This window comes from Limihaloglobus sulfuriphilus (genome assembly GCF_001999965.1).
Lineage (GTDB): Bacteria > Planctomycetota > Phycisphaerae > Sedimentisphaerales > Sedimentisphaeraceae > Limihaloglobus > Limihaloglobus sulfuriphilus.
The window spans coordinates 2,888,272-2,905,217 of record NZ_CP019646.1 but is presented as its reverse complement, the minus strand read 5'-3'; the positions used below and the strand labels follow the sequence as shown (position 1 = coordinate 2,905,217).

Below are 16,946 nucleotides of genomic sequence, written 5' to 3'. Positions count from 1 at the left end.
TGGTTTTTTGTCAGTAGTGTTTTCATCAGTAAAATATCGATTTAAAGAAACCCGCCACCTCGGCGATAAACATACCTTTTTCCGGTTCGAAATAAACCGTTTTTATATTCTCCGGCGTGAAATACTTTTCCGCGGCGTGTTTTATGTCTTCCTGCGTGAGCGATTCGACACGTGTAATAAGCTCATAGAACTTCTCATACCCGCCGCGGAGAAGCTCGCTTTCGCCTATTCGGCCCGCCGTCTCGTTGGCGTTTAAGCGGCTGAAGATCATCTCTGCGTACATTTGGTTGCGGGCCTTTATAAACTCAAATTCGCTCAGGCCGTCCTTTTTGACGAGCTCAATCTCATCAAGCATTGCCCGCCTGCATTTATCCTCGAGAAACGGCAGTGATACCGCTCCGAAAAACATTATCCCGTTATTGCCGCCCTGGATATTTACGCCGGCGAAGTATTCGGCGATTTTTTTTTCCGCAACAAGCCGCTTCCACATTCGTCCGCTTTTTCCGCCGGCAAGACTTTTAAATATAATCTCCGCGGCGAGGCTTTCCCTGCTCTGCAGGCCGTCTGTATAGACCGCCAGCACGGTAACGGGCACGGGCAGCTCTGTTGTGCTCCGGCTTTCTTGCGGGACGTGCAGAGGATTAACCTGCGGTATATTTCTCGGCGGTGTTTTGCCGCGGGGGGCAGAGCCAAAGTGTTTTTGGGTCAGTCTGAGGGCCTCGGCGGTCTCAACATCGCCGACGATAACAAGCACGGCGTTGTTTGGACAGCAGTATTTGTCATAGAAATCCCGGCACTGCTCAAGCGTGATATCTGAAACGTCCTTGTATGTGCCGATCGGGCCGGTTTCGTACGGGTGGCCGGCAAAGAGCAGCTTTCGCACGCTCTGTTCCATCCTGCCTGTCGGGTCATTCTCAACCCGCATTCGGTACTCCTCCAGCACAACCGCCCGTTCCGTCTCAAACGTTCCGGCGGCGAGGTTCAGCGATTTCATGCGGTCGGCTTCGAGTTTTAACGCCTGCTCCAGTTTGTTCGACGGGAGCCGCTGCCAGTAAACTGTCATCTCGTCCGAGGTATATGCGTTGCATGTCCCGCCGACACTGTTGATAAGCCGTGCGTGCTGCTGGTCGGGGTAGTTCTTTGAGCCGCGAAACATCATGTGTTCCAGCAGGTGTGCCATGCCGCGTATGCCGTCAGTCTCGTCGGCGTTTCCTACGCGGTACCAAACCTGCACAGACACCACCGGAGCGGAGGGCTTCTCCGCAATAAGCACCTGCAGACCGTTGGAGAGGCTGTGCTGCGAAATATTGAATCTGCCGCTTTCTAAATCGACGCTGAGCGGTTCAATTCGGGCAGGGATATCAAATTCCCGCTGACGGGCGGCGCAGCCGAACAAGCCGTTCATCGCTGTCAGGACTATACAGCATTTGATGATGATGTTATTCATATATTTCAAGAGGGATACGCCAGGTTTTGTTGTCTTGACAAAAAGCATCCGCTGCGCGTCAGTTTCTCAGTGCCTTTATCGGTGCTGGAATTCTTCCTTTGCGGTTAATGAAATCGGCAGCGCCCTGTTTGCTGACTTTCATCACTGGTGCCGCTCCAAGCAGGCCTCCAAAATCGATTACTTCGCCGGCCTTTGTGCCGGGTGCGACTATCACGCGTACGCCGGTGGTTTTGTTGTTTGCCACGCCTATCGCCAGTTCGTCTGCTATTATCGCCGAGATAACATCAGCCGGCGTATCGCCCGGAATCGCGAACATGTCCAGCCCGACAGAGCAGACGCTTGTGAGGGCTTCGAGTTTTTCCAGGTTCAGAGCTCCGGTCTTGACCGCTTTGATCATTCCCATATCCTCGCTGACGGGGATAAACGTACCGCTGAGCCCGCCGACATTGCCCGAGGCCATCGCTCCGCCTTTTTTCACTGCGTCTATCAGCAGTGCCAGTGCCGCCGTTGAGCCGGGCCGTCCCATTCTGCTTACGCCCATTGCCTCTATAATCTCGGCGACAGAATCGCCCACGGCAGTCGTCGAGGCCAGGGATATATCAACGATACCAAACTCAACGCCCATCAGCTGGGCCATCTCCCTGCCGACAAGCTCGCCTGCGCGGGTAATCTTGAATACGGTTCGTTTTATAACTTCGGAGAGCTGTGTAAGGTCGCAGGCGGGATTCTTGCCCACTATCGCCCTGACTACGCCGGGGCCGGAGATGCCGACGTTTAGCGAGTAGTCCGGTTCGCCGACACCGTGATGAGCGCCCGCCATGAAGGGGTTGTCCTCCGGTGCGTTGGCGAATACCACGAACTTGGCGCAGCCGATGCCGTTTTCACTGCGGGATGCGATTTCTCTTATCAGCCTGCCGACGCGATCTACCGCGGTCATGTTTATGCCGGCAAGCGTTGAGCCGAGGTTGAGAAAACTGCAAACCCTTTCGGTCTGTTCGAGTGCGTCGGGCAGCCATTTGATGAGATTGTCATCGGATTTTGTCAGTCCCTTTTGGATCAGTGCTCCAAAACCGCCGATAAAATCGATATCCGCATCACGTGCGGCCTTGTCGAGCGCTTTGGCAAGGCCTACTACCGAAGTTTTTGTCTTTGGCAGCGGCTCCAGCAGCAGCGATGCCGGCGTGATTGAGATACGCCGGTTGGTTATCGGGATTCCGTATTTCTCTTCAAGCTCGTCGGCGTGGGTGTTGAGCAGTTTACCCATTCGGACAACACGCTGGTAAACGCTTTTTTTGACCTCTGGGAGGCTGCGGCTCATGCAGTCCTTAAGGTTTATGCCGAGGGTGGTCGTTCGTATATCGAAATGCTGATCCATTGTCATCTGGACGGTTTCGAAAACCTCTTCGAGGGATATTCGCATCATATCTGGAAGTCCTTAATTATTTATACTAAACAGTTTTTCAGGGAATTAACATGTTTAACCTGGCGGCAGCGAGGGGGATCTAAAATTTTAAATTGAGAAAATTCGTGAATTTTCTCTACAATAATGCCGGTTAGTTCCCTAAACCCTGTGCATTGTTTTAAAGATATTCTCGTGCTGGAACGTTATCCGCAGGTCCATCTCACGGGCTACATCTTCGAGGCGTGCGTGAATCTCTTTCATCGTCGCGCTTGCGCCGGCAACATCGCATGCCATAGTCATCACAAAATAGCTCTCCATAACGTTCTGGTTGACATCTATTATGTTGACGTTGACCTGGGCCAGAGTTACTGCAAGGCGTGCGATTATGCCGACCTTGTCCTGGCCGGTTACGGTAACAATGCATATCTGCTCACCGGCAGTTCTTGTCTTTTTTCGTGCCATTTGTTCCTCTATTCTATTTCTATTTCAGCAGTTACATTAACCTGCCGGTAAATCTTGACAGTGTTTATACGTTTTTCGAGTTTTGATATCTCGCCGCTGCTGGTCTGGTTTATAGTAAGCGGGGTTATAGTTATATATCCCTCTTCAAACGCCTCGACATCGCTGCGGGGCATCTGGGGCTGTTCGTTTTTCATAACAACCTGGTAGTAGAGCCCGTTTGCCGTTTCAACCCGCTTATAGGCTTCATGAAAATTAACCGTGCTCTGAGGCAGCACTTTCATGCCCAGCACCGGTTCATGCGGTATATTGATGTTGTAAATCCCCGCTTCAAGGGGCAAGAGCTTTTTGAGCAGGTGCAGGGCATGATTGCAGACGGGTTTAAGTTTAGCCGGATTATGTATTTGTGTACTGAGAGCCACCGCGGGTATTCCGTAAAAACAGGCCTCTCTGGCCGCGGCTACCGTGCCGGAGTACCAGATATTCACGCCCAGATTCGTGCCGTTGTTAAGCCCCGAGACAACAAGGTCTATCGGTTCATCGACAAGCTCAAGAATCGCCAGCTTGACGCAGTCTGCCGGTGTGCCGTTAATGCTGAAACCGGTAACGCCGGGGATGACCTCTACCTGTTCAACGTCTATCGGCCCCAGGCTCAGCCCGTGGCCGGCGGCGGACATGTGTTCTCTCGGCGCAGCAACAAACACATTGCCCAGCTCGCTGAGTCGCTCACAGAGCATGGTGAGGCCGTTGGCGGATATGCCGTCATCATTTGTAAGGAGTATATTCATGTTAACACCGCTAAGGTGCACTCCCTGTTAAACTTACACATGTCAGGAAAATCTCTCAAGAACTTTGCGGGCTTTTTCTTCATCAGCTTTGTCCACCGCAAGACGAATTGTAATAGCGCCTGTACCGTACATGTTAGCCGAATTAGAGTCTAAGAGTTTACCTTCTATGCCCGCGCCCTGAAGGAGATTTACGGCAAGCCGAGCCTCTATTTCGCTGCTGTATTCTGCTATTTCTAAAAGTTCCATGCAGGCATTTTAATTGATAAGGCGGTTCAATGCAAATTATTATTTGGCTGCGAAGCGATGTGGTGTCTGACAATAATGTAGAAGCCGCAATGCCTGCGGCTCTCGACCGATGACAACGGAAAGAAGTAAACAATAATTCCTAATTCTTAATTAAAACAAAAGGCCGCACCCTGCTGAAGGAAACGGCCTTTTGTAATCTGTTTAAATTTTATGACTTAGCGTCTTTTCCTGAAAGCGAAAATGCCGCCAAGCGCCATGACAGCCATTGTAGCCGGCTCGGGTACGGTTGTGCCGTTGGCCAGTGTTACCAGAGCCCCTTCTGGTGCGGTTATCTGGAGGTCGTCGAGGTAAATCACGTTGCCTGGAGCAGGGTCGCTGTAGATACGTGCTTCGATAACAACTGCTTCTTTGCCGGTAGCAACAGTGGTACTTTGGGTAAACTGCATCCAGTCAACTGTGCCGGCATAGTCGTTGTTTGGATTTGTACCGCTGCCCTCGTATGTGGTGATGTCAGCAGCAGTAGAGTAATGGCACCACAGACGGCCGCGGGGGTTTGATACTGCTGCGTCTGCACTTGTGCTGTACATCCAGCCGGTAGCAGTAATTACATCACCTTCGCTGACGCCGGTAACCCAGCCGACATAAACCTGTGGTGTGCTGCTTAGGGGATCTTCCACTATCTTCAACGATTGTGTGCCGGTGCGGGCTACGTCCGTGTTGAAACCTGTATTTACGGTATCAATACTGCCGTAGGTTCCAAGGTATGCCTGTGAGCCTGTTTCCCAGCCGTAATCAACTGTGTAGGCAAACGAGCCGGTCACCATAATTGCTGCGCATAGCGCTGCTAAAAACTTTTTCATCTTCTTTCCTTTCAACTTTTAACCAATAACATAACTTCTATTATACAAACAGTATCCAACTGTTTCTACACTAACCAAATAAATAAACACAGGGCGAAGTATGGTGTATATCTGAAGACGGATAAGGATTGCTCCTCCGCCGGGGGGATATGACACAACTTCTATATTTCTTCTTTCAAACACATAGTATTTTAACCGTTACATCCCCTTTTTCAATTGAAAAATTAAATAAACAGGAAAAAATTGTCGTAAATCGCGAAATCACGCGCCCTATGAGTAAGTTTGCTGTGTTGTCTCGACTTCGGCGGTAAATTGACGTAAGTCCTTGTAAATAAAGAACCGGAGTTTTTCTGTAGGCACTACAAAGCCCCTATTGGCAGCAGGTTAGACAGTTAAAAGATAAGAATTTACGGGCAGTGTTTACTAAGTTTTCATTTTGTCTTATGTGGGCTTGACAAGTACAAGCGTTATTTTATACTACCCTGTTTCTCGTTTTGTATTTTGTGAGTTTTACTTCGCAATTAACGGAAAATGGCAATCAGCTAAGCATATAGGATAAGTTTTTAGAGATGTAATATGGTTAAAATTCAGACAAAGGCGGTTCTTGAACAGCTGCGAAGCGAGGATCTTAAGTTAATTGCAAGAAAACTAAATTTGTCGAGAAATATCACCCGCAAAGCAGACCTGATAAATGAGTTTCAAAGATTATTTGAAAATGATCTGCCTAAAATACTTGACCTGTGTACTGATAAGCAAAAGACACTTTTGGCAGAGGCTGCGTATGGTCAGGGCAAAGTACAGAAAAAGACCTTCAAGGGTAAATACGGATACCCTTGCCCGCAACGGAATTATTCATGGCCATCCAAAGACATCTCACCTTTCAACTTGCTTGTTTTTAATAGTGAGGATGGTCGGCATATTTGTGTTCTGCCTGATATTGTTGAATCGCTAAGGCAGCTTCTTCCTAAGCCTGAAAAGGTAACAATAAAAACGGCTGATACAATCGAGAAGACTTACAAATATGATGCTGCCGAACGACCAATCCACATTTTTGAGGGCGAAAGTGTGGTCTTTACAGAATTGCGGCAAATGTTAAGCATGGTTCAGGCAGGAAAGATCAAGGTTGCAGCCAAAAGCAAACGTCCTACAGATTCATCTGTGCGTCAGATATCAACAGCATTAGTGTTGCCTGACTTTGAGCTGGATATCCCTGAAAAAATTGCTCGCCGATGGGATGAATCAGCAGGGGCGGTACGTGCACACGCCTGGGGTGTTATTCTTCAACAGTGCGGATGGTGTAAGGTCAATGGCAATAAACTAGATTTTACCCGTACGGGTAAAAAACTGCTTAGTGGCATTACCCCAAGTGATCTGAAAACAGGTTTTTTACGGTACCTGCGGAATGATTCATTTGATGAGATGAACAGGATCAATAATATCCGAGGTCAGACAGGCAAAGGCAAACGCGAGATGACCCGTGTTTCGGATCGAAAAGTGGTTTTCTGCAACTCAATGGAACATTGGCCTGTTAATAAGTGGATCGGCTTTAATGATGCGTGTCGTTTTGCAATGGCATCAGGTAAGATGTTTGATCTCTGTCATAGTGACCCGTGGAATCTTTATTTTTGCGATAAAAATTATGGCAGTCTGGGATACAATGGTATTGGTGAAGGATTAGAGCGCCAGTTTTTGCGAGTTTTTCTTTTTGAGTCATTGGCAACTCTTGGATTGGTTGACGTGGCATACACCTGGCCGCACCACCTATGGCCGGAAATGGGCAATTGCTGGGGTGTAGATGACCTAAGCTTTTGCGGGAGATATGATGGTCTATTGTATGTGAAGCTCAATTCTCTGGGTGCATATTGCCTTGGAATTTGCGATAAATATGAGGCACCTAAAATACAACAGCGGAAGTTGTTTAAGGTTTTGAGCAATCACGAACTTGCATCAGTGCAGGACTGTGAAATTCCGGCAGCAGACTTATGTACGCTCGAGTTATTCGCAAAACCCAAGAGTGAGTTTGTCTGGAAACTTGATAAAAACCGTATCTTAAAACATATTGAATCCGGCGGTTCGATAGAAAATTTGAAACTTTTCTTAAAGAATAAGACCGATGGTGAAATTCCAGAAACTGTACATATTTTTCTCCGTGATATAGAAAAGAAACTATCTGCATTTTGCGGTATTCAAGATGCTATCTTGATTGAAGTAAACGATAAAACTACCGCTGCACTTATCGCACACGATAGCCATGCGGGCAAGTGCTGCTATCCAGCCGGCAGTTTCCGGCTGGTTGTTCCAAAGAAAAAAGAACGGGCGTTTCGCAGTGCCCTGAAGAAAATGGGATATGTACTGCCTCAATGAGTAAAGTAAATCTGGAGAATCCGTTAATAGTTCAGGGTGATCACACGGTACTTGCGGAAGTGGAGAGCCCAAGGTATGCGCAGGCCAGAGATGAGCTTGCGCGATTTGCTGAATTGGTCAAATCTCCTGAGCATATTCATACTTATCGTATAACACCGCTTTCAATCTGGAACGCTTGCGCAGCCGGCGTAAAAACAGACCAGATTATAGGTTCACTGCATAAATTTTCCAAATATCCGATTCCTGAACATGTATTAGTCAAGATCCAGGATTTTGCATCCCGCTATGGCAGACTCAAACTTATGCGCAGAGACTCAGAGACACTGATCTTGTCAGCTAACGCAGAGCCGCTGGCTGAGGAGATATCCCACAATAATCTTGTGTTACCACTTCTTGCTGAGCGATTATCTCCATTGACTTTTCGAATTGAGTCTATATCCCGTGGTAAGCTGAAGCAGGCGTTGGTTAAGATCGGTTTCCCAGCAGAAGATTTAGCTGGTTATACCAAAGGGGAAGAACTATGTATGGAATTTCGCAACACTACGGTTGCCGGTGAAGCTTTTCTACTGCGAAGTTACCAAAATGATTCGGTAAGAGCTTTCCATGCCAACGGTTCCAATAGTGGCGGTTCAGGTGTTATAGTATTGCCATGTGGTGCCGGCAAGACCATTGTCGGCATAGCTTGTATGGCCAGATTGCAATCATCAACACTGATTCTTACAACCAGTGTTACTGCTGTACGGCAGTGGAAAAACGAACTGCTTGACAAAACCACCCTTACCGAAGAACAAATCGGTGAATATAGCGGTAAGATGAAACAGATACGACCTATTACTCTGGCAACGTACCAGATTATGACATACCGCAAAACAAAAGACAGTAATTTTGAGCATATGTCACTTTTTGACCAGCGTAATTGGGGGCTTATTATTTATGATGAAGTTCATCTTTTACCGGCACCTGTTTTTCAGTTTACGGCATTTCTGCAGGCTCGTCGCAGGTTGGGTCTTACCGCAACATTAGTTCGTGAAGATGGCCGCGAAAATGATGTCTTCGCATTAATAGGGCCTAAGAAAGCTGATGCCCCCTGGAAAACTCTTGAGAAGCAGGGCTGGATAGCCAAAGCCGACTGTACCGAGATACGGATACCTCTACCACAGGATATTCGCATGCCTTACGCAGTTGCTGACTCTAAAAGAAAATTCCGTATAGCTTCCGAAAATCCGCTTAAAGAGCAAATAGTAAAAAATATCATATCGCGATATAAGCAAGAAAAAATCCTGATAATCGCAATGTATCTTGACCAGATCAAGTCTATTGCAAAAAACTTAGACATTCCTGTTTTGACAGGCAGTACCAGTCAGGACAAACGTGATAAGCTATTCGCAGATTTTAAAGAGGGCAAGATTCATATCCTTGCAGTTTCAAAGATTGCTAATTTCGCGGTGGATTTACCTGATGCGTCAGTGGCTATACAAATATCTGGGACTTTCGGCTCAAGACAGGAAGAAGCCCAAAGACTCGGCAGAATCTTAAGACCCAAACAGGGGCTTAACCGTGCTCATTTTTTCACTTTAGTAAGCGCCGATACCATAGAACAGGACTTTGCTCTTAAAAGGCAGTTATTTTTATGCGAACAGGGTTATACTTATTCAATTCGCGATACCGACAGGGAAGACCCAAACTCTTTTTTACAGTAAAAACACTAATACAAAAAATTATAAATATTTAACATTGAACTTATCCTTTTAATCGCCTCTTGAATATGTGCCGGAGGTTATTCTGGTGTTTTGTTGTTATACAGTGTTTTTGCGTAACCGCTCCATTACTGTTGCGGCTCTGAAAAGATGAAACAAGGGTGTCCGGCATCTTTGTTCGAGCATAGCAGTACAGACATAAAATACCTACCTGCGAATGAAAAAGTTATAGATTATTCAGTAAACCCCTAATTCCTGGCTGCTCACTCTTAATTATTTTCAAAAGAGTATCTAATTTTTCTCCATTGCCGCGGCCTGGCTTACCAGGAGCATGACTGCCATTCTTGTTGTGATGCCGTGTGCGACCTGCTCGAGTATGACACTGTTTGGGCTGTCGGCGACTTCGGACTCAATCTCTACGCCTCGGTTGAGCGGGCCCGGGTGCATAACGAGTATATCGGGTTTTGCTCTTTTCAGCCGGTCAACGGTCAGTGCGAAAAACCTCGAATACTCACGCACCGAGGGGAATGGGTTGCTGCCCATGCGTTCAAACTGTATCCTCAGCATGTTTATAACGTCCACCTCTTCTATGACATCATCAAGGCTTGTGCTGACCTTTACCGGCAGCTGTGATACTTTTGGCGGCATCAGTGTCGGCGGGCCGACAAGCGTAACCTCCGCGCCGAGCTTTGTCATGGCGTAAATGTCGCTGCGGGCAACTCTTGAGTGTGCTATATCTCCGACAATGGCGATCTTTAGCCCGTCGAGGCTGCCGCGGTGGGCGCGGATTGTGTATGTATCGAGCAGTGCCTGTGTGGGATGCTCGTTGAAACCGTCGCCTGCGTTTATTATCGGCACGTCCACCGCTCTGGAAAGCAGCAGCGGAGCCCCGCCGGCGTTGTGGCGAATCACGATCATATCAACGCCCATCGAGACAATATTTCTCGCGGTATCGACAAGTGTCTCGCCCTTGCTCACCGCACTGGCTTTTTTTGTAAAGTCAAGTGTATCAGCACTTAAGCGTTTTGCCGCCAGGGCAAAGCTGTTTCTTGTGCGTGTGCTGTCCTCGAAGAACATGTTTACAACGAGTCTGCCCCGCAGCGTAGGGAATTTCATTACTCTGTTGCCGCCGACCGGCCGAAACGCGTCCGCCGTGCTGAAGATATGTTCAAGCTCCCTGCGGCTGAGGTCCTTGAGGCCGATAAGGTGCTTTCTTGTCCAGACAAAATCGCTTTTTGATTCAGACTCCATATGATTTTTCCTCATAAAATCCCGTAACTAACTCACTCTTGCCGTAAGGTTTGTTTATTCGTTTTGCCCCCATTGAAACTATTCTAAAACCGCCTGGTCGATGTCTCCGTATTCTTCGAGTGTAACCCTGACTTTCTGATCATCGCGTACCTCTAATTTGACACCGGTATAATCTGCCTGGATCGGGTATTCGCGTCCGCCGCGGTCTATGAGCACCGCCAGCTTGATCAGTCTGGGCCGCCCGTATGCCACTATCGCGTCGAGTGCCGCTCTGCAAGAACGCCCCGTATGCAGAACATCGTCTGCCAGTATTATTTCTTTGTCGTTGAGCGGGCACGGTATGTACGAGGGCTGAACCGCCCGCATTGCCCCGGAAGGCTCGGTAATGTCGTCTCTGTATAGAGTTATATCAAGTGCTCCGCTGAGAGCGGTTTTGCCGGCCCTGGAAGTGATTATCTTTGAGAGCCGCTCACTTAGTATTTCGCCCCGGTCTCTTATGCCCAGAATGACAACTTCATCGCCGCTGCTTTCGATTATCATATCAGCAAGCCGGCTGATGGCCTGGTCTATCTGTTTTTTGTCAAGTAACTGTGTCATGTTTAATTTCCTTGCCTGCCGGGTGTTATGCCCGTACCGGAAAAACCGCCTGATTCAACTACCCTGAATTTATAATCACCGGTATCAATATTGTAAACAATACCATCTACAAAATTGTTGTCAAATATACAGGGATTATTTTCTGAGCCTGCAACCTTTAGCAGCCTGTCATTTTCATCGTAAAAAATGCTCTCGCCGAAGAACTGATGCCCGCCGTCTTCTTTGTAGATGACGGAGTTGTCGGCGGTGAAATTTTTTATAACCGGACCGGTCTCGGGGGCCTGTTCGATTGAGACACTGACTCTGCCGGCGTCTATGTGGTTTGCCGGCATGGGTTTTCCCTCATTGTCCAGCGGCACGTATGCCATGTGTATCAGCTCCTGGTCTGTGTGTGCGTCAATCCTGCCCCTGCCGATATCCCACCTGAGCTGGTTGAATCTCTCTATTAGGGCATAGCACGGTCTGCCCAGAGAGAGGCTGCCGCCGGGCAGGGGGGCCGCTGAGGAAGAATCACCGCCGAGATTGCTTAGCTGTATCTGTCCGCGGCCGGAGGCGGTAATGACGTCTTTTATGCCGTCATAATCCATCGAGGCGCTTTCGAGACGCAGTTTTACCTCTCTGCCGGTGCTGTATTTACGCTGTGTGTTGAAGTAAACTCTGTTTCCGGTCAGCTCGAGTTTTTTGACCACTTCACGCCCGCTGCCGGTTGCCGGAGTTTTTTCTGATTGATCCGGTTTGCCGCTGTCATCGCTTTCTGTCATTGCTGCCGGGCGGCGGCTGAACTGGATTGAGAGCTTATCGCCCTTGAATGAGTATGATTCATTGTATTGGTCGGTCTCGCGTGTGCCGGAGGCGTGAACCTCGCCGACTAAGACAGCGGTGTTGTCCAGGCGGTGAAATTCCAGCCTGTCACGGGCAGTAATCTGTGCCGGCTGTGTAAAACCGCTCTGGGCAAACTCTGCTCCGGGGTAATACAGCAGTTTTACAGGGCCTTTTGCGATAGCGATCTGCTCTGCCGGATCATAGTTTACTTCCGGGGCAGTCATAACCACCGGCGTCGAGGCGTCTTTGTCAACAAAACTCATCGTTGTCAGACCGGTAGCCTGCACGTTTACCGGTACTGTGGTGCCGGTAAAGTCACGTTTGAAATCCACTCTCGCCTGTTTCGTTTCAAGTTTACCCGAGAGATAAGAGAGCCGGACATTGTCTGATATGTCGATACTTGATATAAGTCCATCGTCAAAATAAACACTTGCCTTGTCAGCCTTTACGCTGTCGTTCAGGTCATCTCCGAAGGCCAGCTCAAATCCGTTATGAATCTCGATACGCTTTAAAACCGGCCTGTCCGATTCCCTGGGCTTGTAATCTGGGTCGAAATAGACGCTGATTGAATCTTTAAACTTCAGCTCGTAATCGTCCTGTGCGGCGGTTCTTACTGCCCGCACCGTTCCAGGGCCCTCAATCCGGGCAAGTGAGCCGGCCCTGTCCCAGAAAATCTGACCGCGCGAGCTGAGAAGGCTCTTAGTGTTCTCGTCTGAGAAGCTGAATTTTACCTGTTCGTTCACCGTTGACGGGTCAATCAGCAGGGTCTCCCTGTCAATATCGTATGTGATCGCACCGCTTTGCACTATGGGGCTTTCCTGCTGATATACAACAACCGGCTCGCCCTCGAATTTTATCTGTCTTGTAAGCTCTGCCGGTGCGGGCTGTTGCGTTTCTATAGGTTTGAGCTCGAGGCCTCCGTTAGCGGTGATAACAATTTTGGTTGTATCCTGCGGCGGGGTTTGCTGCTCTGAGCTCTGTTCATCGGAATCTTCCGCGGACGAATCTCCAGTCTCAAAAAAATGCAGGTTTGTTACCAGTATCTGCCTGGCCGAAATGGAGTTTGTGCCGTCTTTGATTGTAACATCATTGTATATAGAGCACTGGTACAGCTCTGCCGCGGCATCTTTGCCGGATTTAGCCGCGGAGTCTTCTTTCTCGCTGTTGTCTGCGCCGGAGGAAATGTCCTGCCGGGCATACTGCAAAACTGCCTCTGACAGTTTGTCAATTCTGAGCAGGCGGATTCGTTTTTTCAGGTCGTTATAGATCAGCGTCATGCCGCGTCCTTTGATTGAAGCCTGCGCGGAAGTTACGCTGACCTTGCCGTCGGTTCGGAATTCTGAGCTGTCGGAATAATACCGTATATCATCCATCTCTATGACGCAGCGGCGGGATTTATCTTCTCCCCGCGGCTCAAATACGATTTCCACGCCGTCATACAGACTTGCGTCGCTGGGAAAGACGTGGCCGCCGACAATGTCCACGATTACACGTCCTTTCATTGAGCCCAGCATCAGGACAAAATCCTTTTCATAGACCTCGATAAATGGTTTTTCTACGAGCCATTCGCCGTCTTTTTTCTGGGTTATGCCGGAGAAACCGAAACGCCTGGTCAGGTTTCCGCTTTCGTCAAACATCTTGTATTCGGAGATGTCGGTCTGGCCGATTTTAACTTCACCCTCGCGATCTACGCCTTCGGTCTCAAAAAGCTCATCGATATTGTTTTCTTTGAGCTGGTCTGTCTGGGGTTGATCAATTTTGATGCCTTCGGCACCGCCGAAAAACAACAGATACACTATGAATACCGCGGCGGCGATAACAAGAGTGATTGAAAAAACAGCGATTTTTCTTGTGCCGGCCATTATATCAGGTACCGCTCCATAAGTGAATCCCATCTTCCGGAGGCTTTGAGGAGCAGCTCTATAACTTCGCGAACTGCGCCGCTTCCGCCTTTGCGTTTTGTGGTATAATCTGCGTAATGCTTCAGCTCGTCAACGGCGTTTTCCACCGCGGCACCAAAACCGGCCCTGCGAACGAGCGGAATATCAATCGTGTCATCGCCGATATAGGCTGTCTGGGCCGCAGTGAGCCCTACTTTTTCCAGCAGTGATTCATAAGCGGGGAGTTTCTTTTTGCATCCCTGCATGACATATTTAATATCAAGCTGCTCGGCGCGTTTAGCGGTAACATTTGTTACTCGTCCGCTGATTATCGCCGTCTCAAGCCCCGCACGCTGCCAGAGCTTTATGCCGTGTCCGTCTTGAGAGTTAAAAAGTTTCATTTCGGTTCCGTCTTCGGCCAGAATGATTCCGCCGTCGGTAAGAACGCCGTCAACATCGAGAATCAGCATTTTTATATTTTTCGCTTTTTCAGCATCTACTTTCAAATTCAGTTCCTTTGCAGCTTTTAAAGGGTTGGGTGCCTTTGGGTTGTTCTGCTTCAAATTATTTAACCAACAACCTTTATAGAAACAATATCCTGAACGTCAATCATTCCTACGGGTTTTTTGTCGCCGTCAACAACCGGCAAATCGTCGATACGGTATTTATGGAAAATCGCCATCGCCTCTGCCGCGAGAGTTTCTTCGGTAACGTATTTGCAGTCCGGTGTCATTGCCTGGGCGACTTTCATCTCCAGTGCCGCCTCAGCGTGCTGCGATACCGCTCTTCGGAAGTCGGCGTCGGTGAGTATTCCGGCGAGTTTTCCGTCGCCATCTACCGCCATAACTGCGCCGCGGCGTTTGAGCCCTTTTGTTTCTTTGAGCATTTCTTTGAGCGTCTCTGTCATCGGCACTACCGGCAGCTCGTCATCTCGTTTGAAATCCATTGACTGCCCGACGGTTATGAGTTTTGCCCCGAGAGAGCCGCCGGGATGGTAACGGGCGTAATCTTCGGCAGTAAACTCACGCGCTTTCATCACTGTCAGCGCCAGCGCATCGCCCAGAGCGAGCATTGCGGTCGTCGATACGGTAGGGGCAACACCAAGCGGGCACGCCTCGGCGAGTTTGCCGATGCACAGAGTTACGTCGCAGTGCTTGGCAAGCCTCGAATCATCGTTGCCTGTGACGGCTATCATTTTTATCCCCTGCTGTTTTACCAGATTCATCAGACGAATCATCTCGTCCGTTTCGCCGCCGAAGCTAAGCGCCAGCACCACATCACCCGGGCGAACCCGCCCCAGGTCGCCGTGCACGGCCTCGACAGGGTGTAGAAAATGGCTGGGCGTGCCGACAGATGCCATAGTAGCGGATATCTTCCGGCCGACTATGCCGGCTTTTCCGATTCCGGTGACTATAACCGCTCCGCGGCAGGAATATGTTAATTCAAGCGCGTGTGAAAAATCTTCTGAACCGATCAAACCCAGAAGGCTCTCTACGCCGCGGGCCTCGATTTCTATAACATTTCTTGCGTATTCTATGTCAAAATGCGGCTTATCCATAATTGTCAGTATTCCCTTGTCCCTCAGGTTGTCAAAAATCCATGTTCAAGTGTCTGTCACGGTTGTCGTAACAGTTGATTATATAGTTTTCTCCCACAATGTTCTCATCGCTTCGTACGATAATCCTCTTATCGCATAGCTGCTCAATGCGTGAAATGTCTGTACGTTTAAAGTTTTGGAGAAAGTCCGCGACACCGGGCGAGACAAGCATTTCGATTCTGTATGTTTCTTTTTTCGCTCCCGCAAGCTGAAGCAGCCGGATCAGCTCGAGTCCGAGCATGTCATCGTTCTTTATGTTTCCGGTTCCTTTGCAGTATGGGCATTTGTAATAGGTTGAGCGTCCTATTGAAGACCGCATCCGCTGACGGGTAATCTCGATAAGCCCGAACGCGCTCATTTTGAGGATTCTCAGTTTGGCATGATCGTTTTTCATCGCCGCCCTGAAAACCTTTTCGACTTCGCGGCGGTGTTTGCTTACCGCCATATCGATAAAGTCGCATATTATCAGTCCTCCAAGGTCGCGGAGCCGCAGCTGTCTGGCAATCTCGACGGCAGCTTCGAGGTTTGTCTTGTATATGTTTGTCTCGGCATCATTGTGCCGCGAGCCTTTGCCGGTGTTTACATCAATTGCGACGAGGGCCTCTGTCTGATCGATAACAATCGAGGCGCCGCTTGGCAGCTCAACCCTGTTGGAGTGTATTGTTTTTATCTGGTCTTCGATATTGTAATGGTGGAATAGGGGTACCTTGTCATTATAAATGCTGACAATCTTCTTCATTCTTGGCTGGCTGATAGCGACAAATTCCATGAGTTTTCTGCCCATTTCTTCAGAGTCGCAGACAATTTTCGTCAGCTTTGTGTTAAAGATATCCCGCAGTGTGCGTATAGCCAGATTTGAATCCTGATATATTTCTGTGGGAGCTTTGCTCCGCTTAAACTTTTTCTGTATCGAACCCCACAGACGCATGACATATCGCAAATCGCTCTGGAGCGCGCGTTTTGAAGCGTCTTTTGCGGCAGTCCGGACAATCAGGCCGCAGTTTCTGTACTGATCTTCGTCATCAAATATTTCTCTGAGCCGTTTTCGGTCCTCGTTTTCTTCGACCTTTTGTGAAATTCCCACGCCGTGCAGCCAGGGCATAAGCACCAGATACCTTCCGGGCATTGATATGTACGTGGTAACGGTAGGGCCTTTCTTCTCGATGCCGTCCCGCGTTACCTGAATCATTATTTCCTGGCCTCGTTTGAGGCATTTCTGAATGGGCGGCCGCTTTCTCATTGAAAGTCTCTGGCCGACCTTTTCTACGGGGTAATCCTTTGTGAAATATTTCGGGTGAACATCGCTGATGTGGAGAAAACCGGCTTTGGGGCCGCCAAATTCAACAAAAGCCGCCTGTATGCTCGGTTCTATTCCGGTTATTTTGCCTTTGTAAACATTGTTTACGCAGCTTTGCAGGTTTGTTCGTTCGATATATAGTTCATCTAATATTCCGTCTTCTACGACCGCAACCCGGCATTCTTCCGGCTGCGATACATTGACGAGTACATCTCTTGACATTGTATATTTATCCTTGT

14 protein-coding genes are annotated in these 16,946 nt (G+C 48.7%); 2 read left to right on the top strand and 12 right to left on the bottom strand.

Features of this window, described 5'->3' with window-relative positions; genetic code table 11:
• Positions 1 to 25: 25 nt before the first annotated feature.
• The 6 genes from SMSP2_RS11160 to SMSP2_RS11135 all read right to left on the bottom strand — a co-directional run bounded on the left by SMSP2_RS11160 (position 26) and on the right by SMSP2_RS11135 (position 5,202).
• Positions 26 to 1,447, bottom strand: coding sequence for a M16 family metallopeptidase (locus SMSP2_RS11160; RefSeq protein ID WP_222566337.1), 1,422 nt, complete (start codon positions 1,445 to 1,447; stop codon positions 26 to 28).
• 58 nt (positions 1,448 to 1,505) lie between these two features.
• Positions 1,506 to 2,867: a PFL family protein gene (locus SMSP2_RS11155; RefSeq protein ID WP_146684906.1), complete on the bottom strand. Its 1,362-nt coding sequence runs from the start codon at positions 2,865 to 2,867 to the stop codon at positions 1,506 to 1,508.
• A 141-nt stretch (positions 2,868 to 3,008) separates the two neighbouring features.
• A complete protein-coding gene (locus SMSP2_RS11150) occupies positions 3,009 to 3,311 on the bottom strand; it encodes an ACT domain-containing protein (protein ID WP_146684085.1) in 303 nt (100 codons plus the stop codon).
• A gap of 8 nt (positions 3,312 to 3,319) precedes the next feature.
• A complete protein-coding gene (surE, locus tag SMSP2_RS11145) occupies positions 3,320 to 4,096 on the bottom strand; it encodes a 5'/3'-nucleotidase SurE (RefSeq protein WP_146684083.1) in 777 nt (258 codons plus the stop codon).
• A 42-nt stretch (positions 4,097 to 4,138) separates the two neighbouring features.
• Positions 4,139 to 4,342: a putative signal transducing protein gene (locus SMSP2_RS11140; RefSeq protein ID WP_146684082.1), complete on the bottom strand. Its 204-nt coding sequence runs from the start codon at positions 4,340 to 4,342 to the stop codon at positions 4,139 to 4,141.
• 215 nt (positions 4,343 to 4,557) lie between these two features.
• Positions 4,558 to 5,202 carry a PEP-CTERM sorting domain-containing protein gene (locus tag SMSP2_RS11135; protein WP_146684081.1) on the bottom strand — a complete coding sequence of 215 codons (645 nt, stop codon included), beginning with the start codon at positions 5,200 to 5,202 and terminating at the stop codon, positions 4,558 to 4,560.
• Positions 5,203 to 5,778: 576 nt separating this feature from the next.
• Here SMSP2_RS11135 and SMSP2_RS11130 point away from each other — a divergent pair.
• The gene (locus tag SMSP2_RS11130) at positions 5,779 to 7,566 is read left to right on the top strand and encodes a hypothetical protein (protein WP_146684080.1); all 1,788 of its coding nucleotides are present in this window, start codon (positions 5,779 to 5,781) and stop codon (positions 7,564 to 7,566) included.
• Positions 7,563 to 9,266: a DNA repair helicase XPB gene (locus SMSP2_RS11125; protein ID WP_146684078.1), complete on the top strand. Its 1,704-nt coding sequence runs from the start codon at positions 7,563 to 7,565 to the stop codon at positions 9,264 to 9,266. The genes SMSP2_RS11130 and SMSP2_RS11125 overlap by 4 nt, the downstream gene beginning before the upstream one ends.
• A 288-nt stretch (positions 9,267 to 9,554) precedes the next feature.
• Here SMSP2_RS11125 and SMSP2_RS11120 read toward each other — a convergent pair whose 3' ends face one another.
• The 6 genes from SMSP2_RS11120 to SMSP2_RS11095 form a co-directional block, all read right to left on the bottom strand.
• Positions 9,555 to 10,514, bottom strand: coding sequence for an aspartate carbamoyltransferase catalytic subunit (locus SMSP2_RS11120; RefSeq protein ID WP_146684075.1), 960 nt, complete (start codon positions 10,512 to 10,514; stop codon positions 9,555 to 9,557).
• A 78-nt stretch (positions 10,515 to 10,592) separates the two neighbouring features.
• Positions 10,593 to 11,111: a bifunctional pyr operon transcriptional regulator/uracil phosphoribosyltransferase PyrR gene (gene pyrR, locus SMSP2_RS11115; protein WP_146684073.1), complete on the bottom strand. Its 519-nt coding sequence runs from the start codon at positions 11,109 to 11,111 to the stop codon at positions 10,593 to 10,595.
• A gap of 2 nt (positions 11,112 to 11,113) precedes the next feature.
• On the bottom strand, positions 11,114 to 13,795 hold the full coding sequence (locus SMSP2_RS11110) for an LptA/OstA family protein (RefSeq protein ID WP_146684071.1): 2,682 nt from the start codon (positions 13,793 to 13,795) through the stop codon (positions 11,114 to 11,116).
• Positions 13,795 to 14,319: a KdsC family phosphatase gene (locus SMSP2_RS11105; protein WP_222566336.1), complete on the bottom strand. Its 525-nt coding sequence runs from the start codon at positions 14,317 to 14,319 to the stop codon at positions 13,795 to 13,797. Before SMSP2_RS11105 ends, SMSP2_RS11110 begins: the two co-directional genes overlap by 1 nt.
• Positions 14,320 to 14,381: 62 nt before the next feature.
• On the bottom strand, positions 14,382 to 15,371 hold the full coding sequence (locus SMSP2_RS11100) for a KpsF/GutQ family sugar-phosphate isomerase (RefSeq protein WP_146684069.1): 990 nt from the start codon (positions 15,369 to 15,371) through the stop codon (positions 14,382 to 14,384).
• Positions 15,372 to 15,402: 31 nt separating this feature from the next.
• Positions 15,403 to 16,929 (bottom strand): Rne/Rng family ribonuclease, encoded by a 1,527-nt coding sequence (locus SMSP2_RS11095; protein WP_146684067.1) that lies wholly within the window; start codon positions 16,927 to 16,929, stop codon positions 15,403 to 15,405.
• Positions 16,930 to 16,946 lie beyond the last annotated feature (17 nt).

What these genes read in the sequence shown, in the direction of transcription:
- SMSP2_RS11160 (WP_222566337.1), bottom strand. Translation starts at nt 1,447, where the DNA reads ATGAATAACATCATCATCAAATGCTGTATAGTCCTGACAGCGATGAAC.
- SMSP2_RS11155 (WP_146684906.1), bottom strand. Translation starts at nt 2,867, where the DNA reads ATGCGAATATCCCTCGAAGAGGTTTTCGAAACCGTCCAGATGACAATG.
- SMSP2_RS11150 (WP_146684085.1), bottom strand. Translation starts at nt 3,311, where the DNA reads ATGGCACGAAAAAAGACAAGAACTGCCGGTGAGCAGATATGCATTGTT.
- surE (WP_146684083.1), bottom strand. Translation starts at nt 4,096, where the DNA reads ATGAATATACTCCTTACAAATGATGACGGCATATCCGCCAACGGCCTC.
- SMSP2_RS11140 (WP_146684082.1), bottom strand. Translation starts at nt 4,342, where the DNA reads ATGGAACTTTTAGAAATAGCAGAATACAGCAGCGAAATAGAGGCTCGG.
- SMSP2_RS11135 (WP_146684081.1), bottom strand. Translation starts at nt 5,202, where the DNA reads ATGAAAAAGTTTTTAGCAGCGCTATGCGCAGCAATTATGGTGACCGGC.
- SMSP2_RS11130 (WP_146684080.1), top strand. Translation starts at nt 5,779, where the DNA reads ATGGTTAAAATTCAGACAAAGGCGGTTCTTGAACAGCTGCGAAGCGAG.
- SMSP2_RS11125 (WP_146684078.1), top strand. Translation starts at nt 7,563, where the DNA reads ATGAGTAAAGTAAATCTGGAGAATCCGTTAATAGTTCAGGGTGATCAC.
- SMSP2_RS11120 (WP_146684075.1), bottom strand. Translation starts at nt 10,514, where the DNA reads ATGGAGTCTGAATCAAAAAGCGATTTTGTCTGGACAAGAAAGCACCTT.
- pyrR (WP_146684073.1), bottom strand. Translation starts at nt 11,111, where the DNA reads ATGACACAGTTACTTGACAAAAAACAGATAGACCAGGCCATCAGCCGG.
- SMSP2_RS11110 (WP_146684071.1), bottom strand. Translation starts at nt 13,795, where the DNA reads ATGGCCGGCACAAGAAAAATCGCTGTTTTTTCAATCACTCTTGTTATC.
- SMSP2_RS11100 (WP_146684069.1), bottom strand. Translation starts at nt 15,371, where the DNA reads ATGGATAAGCCGCATTTTGACATAGAATACGCAAGAAATGTTATAGAA.
- SMSP2_RS11095 (WP_146684067.1), bottom strand. Translation starts at nt 16,929, where the DNA reads ATGTCAAGAGATGTACTCGTCAATGTATCGCAGCCGGAAGAATGCCGG.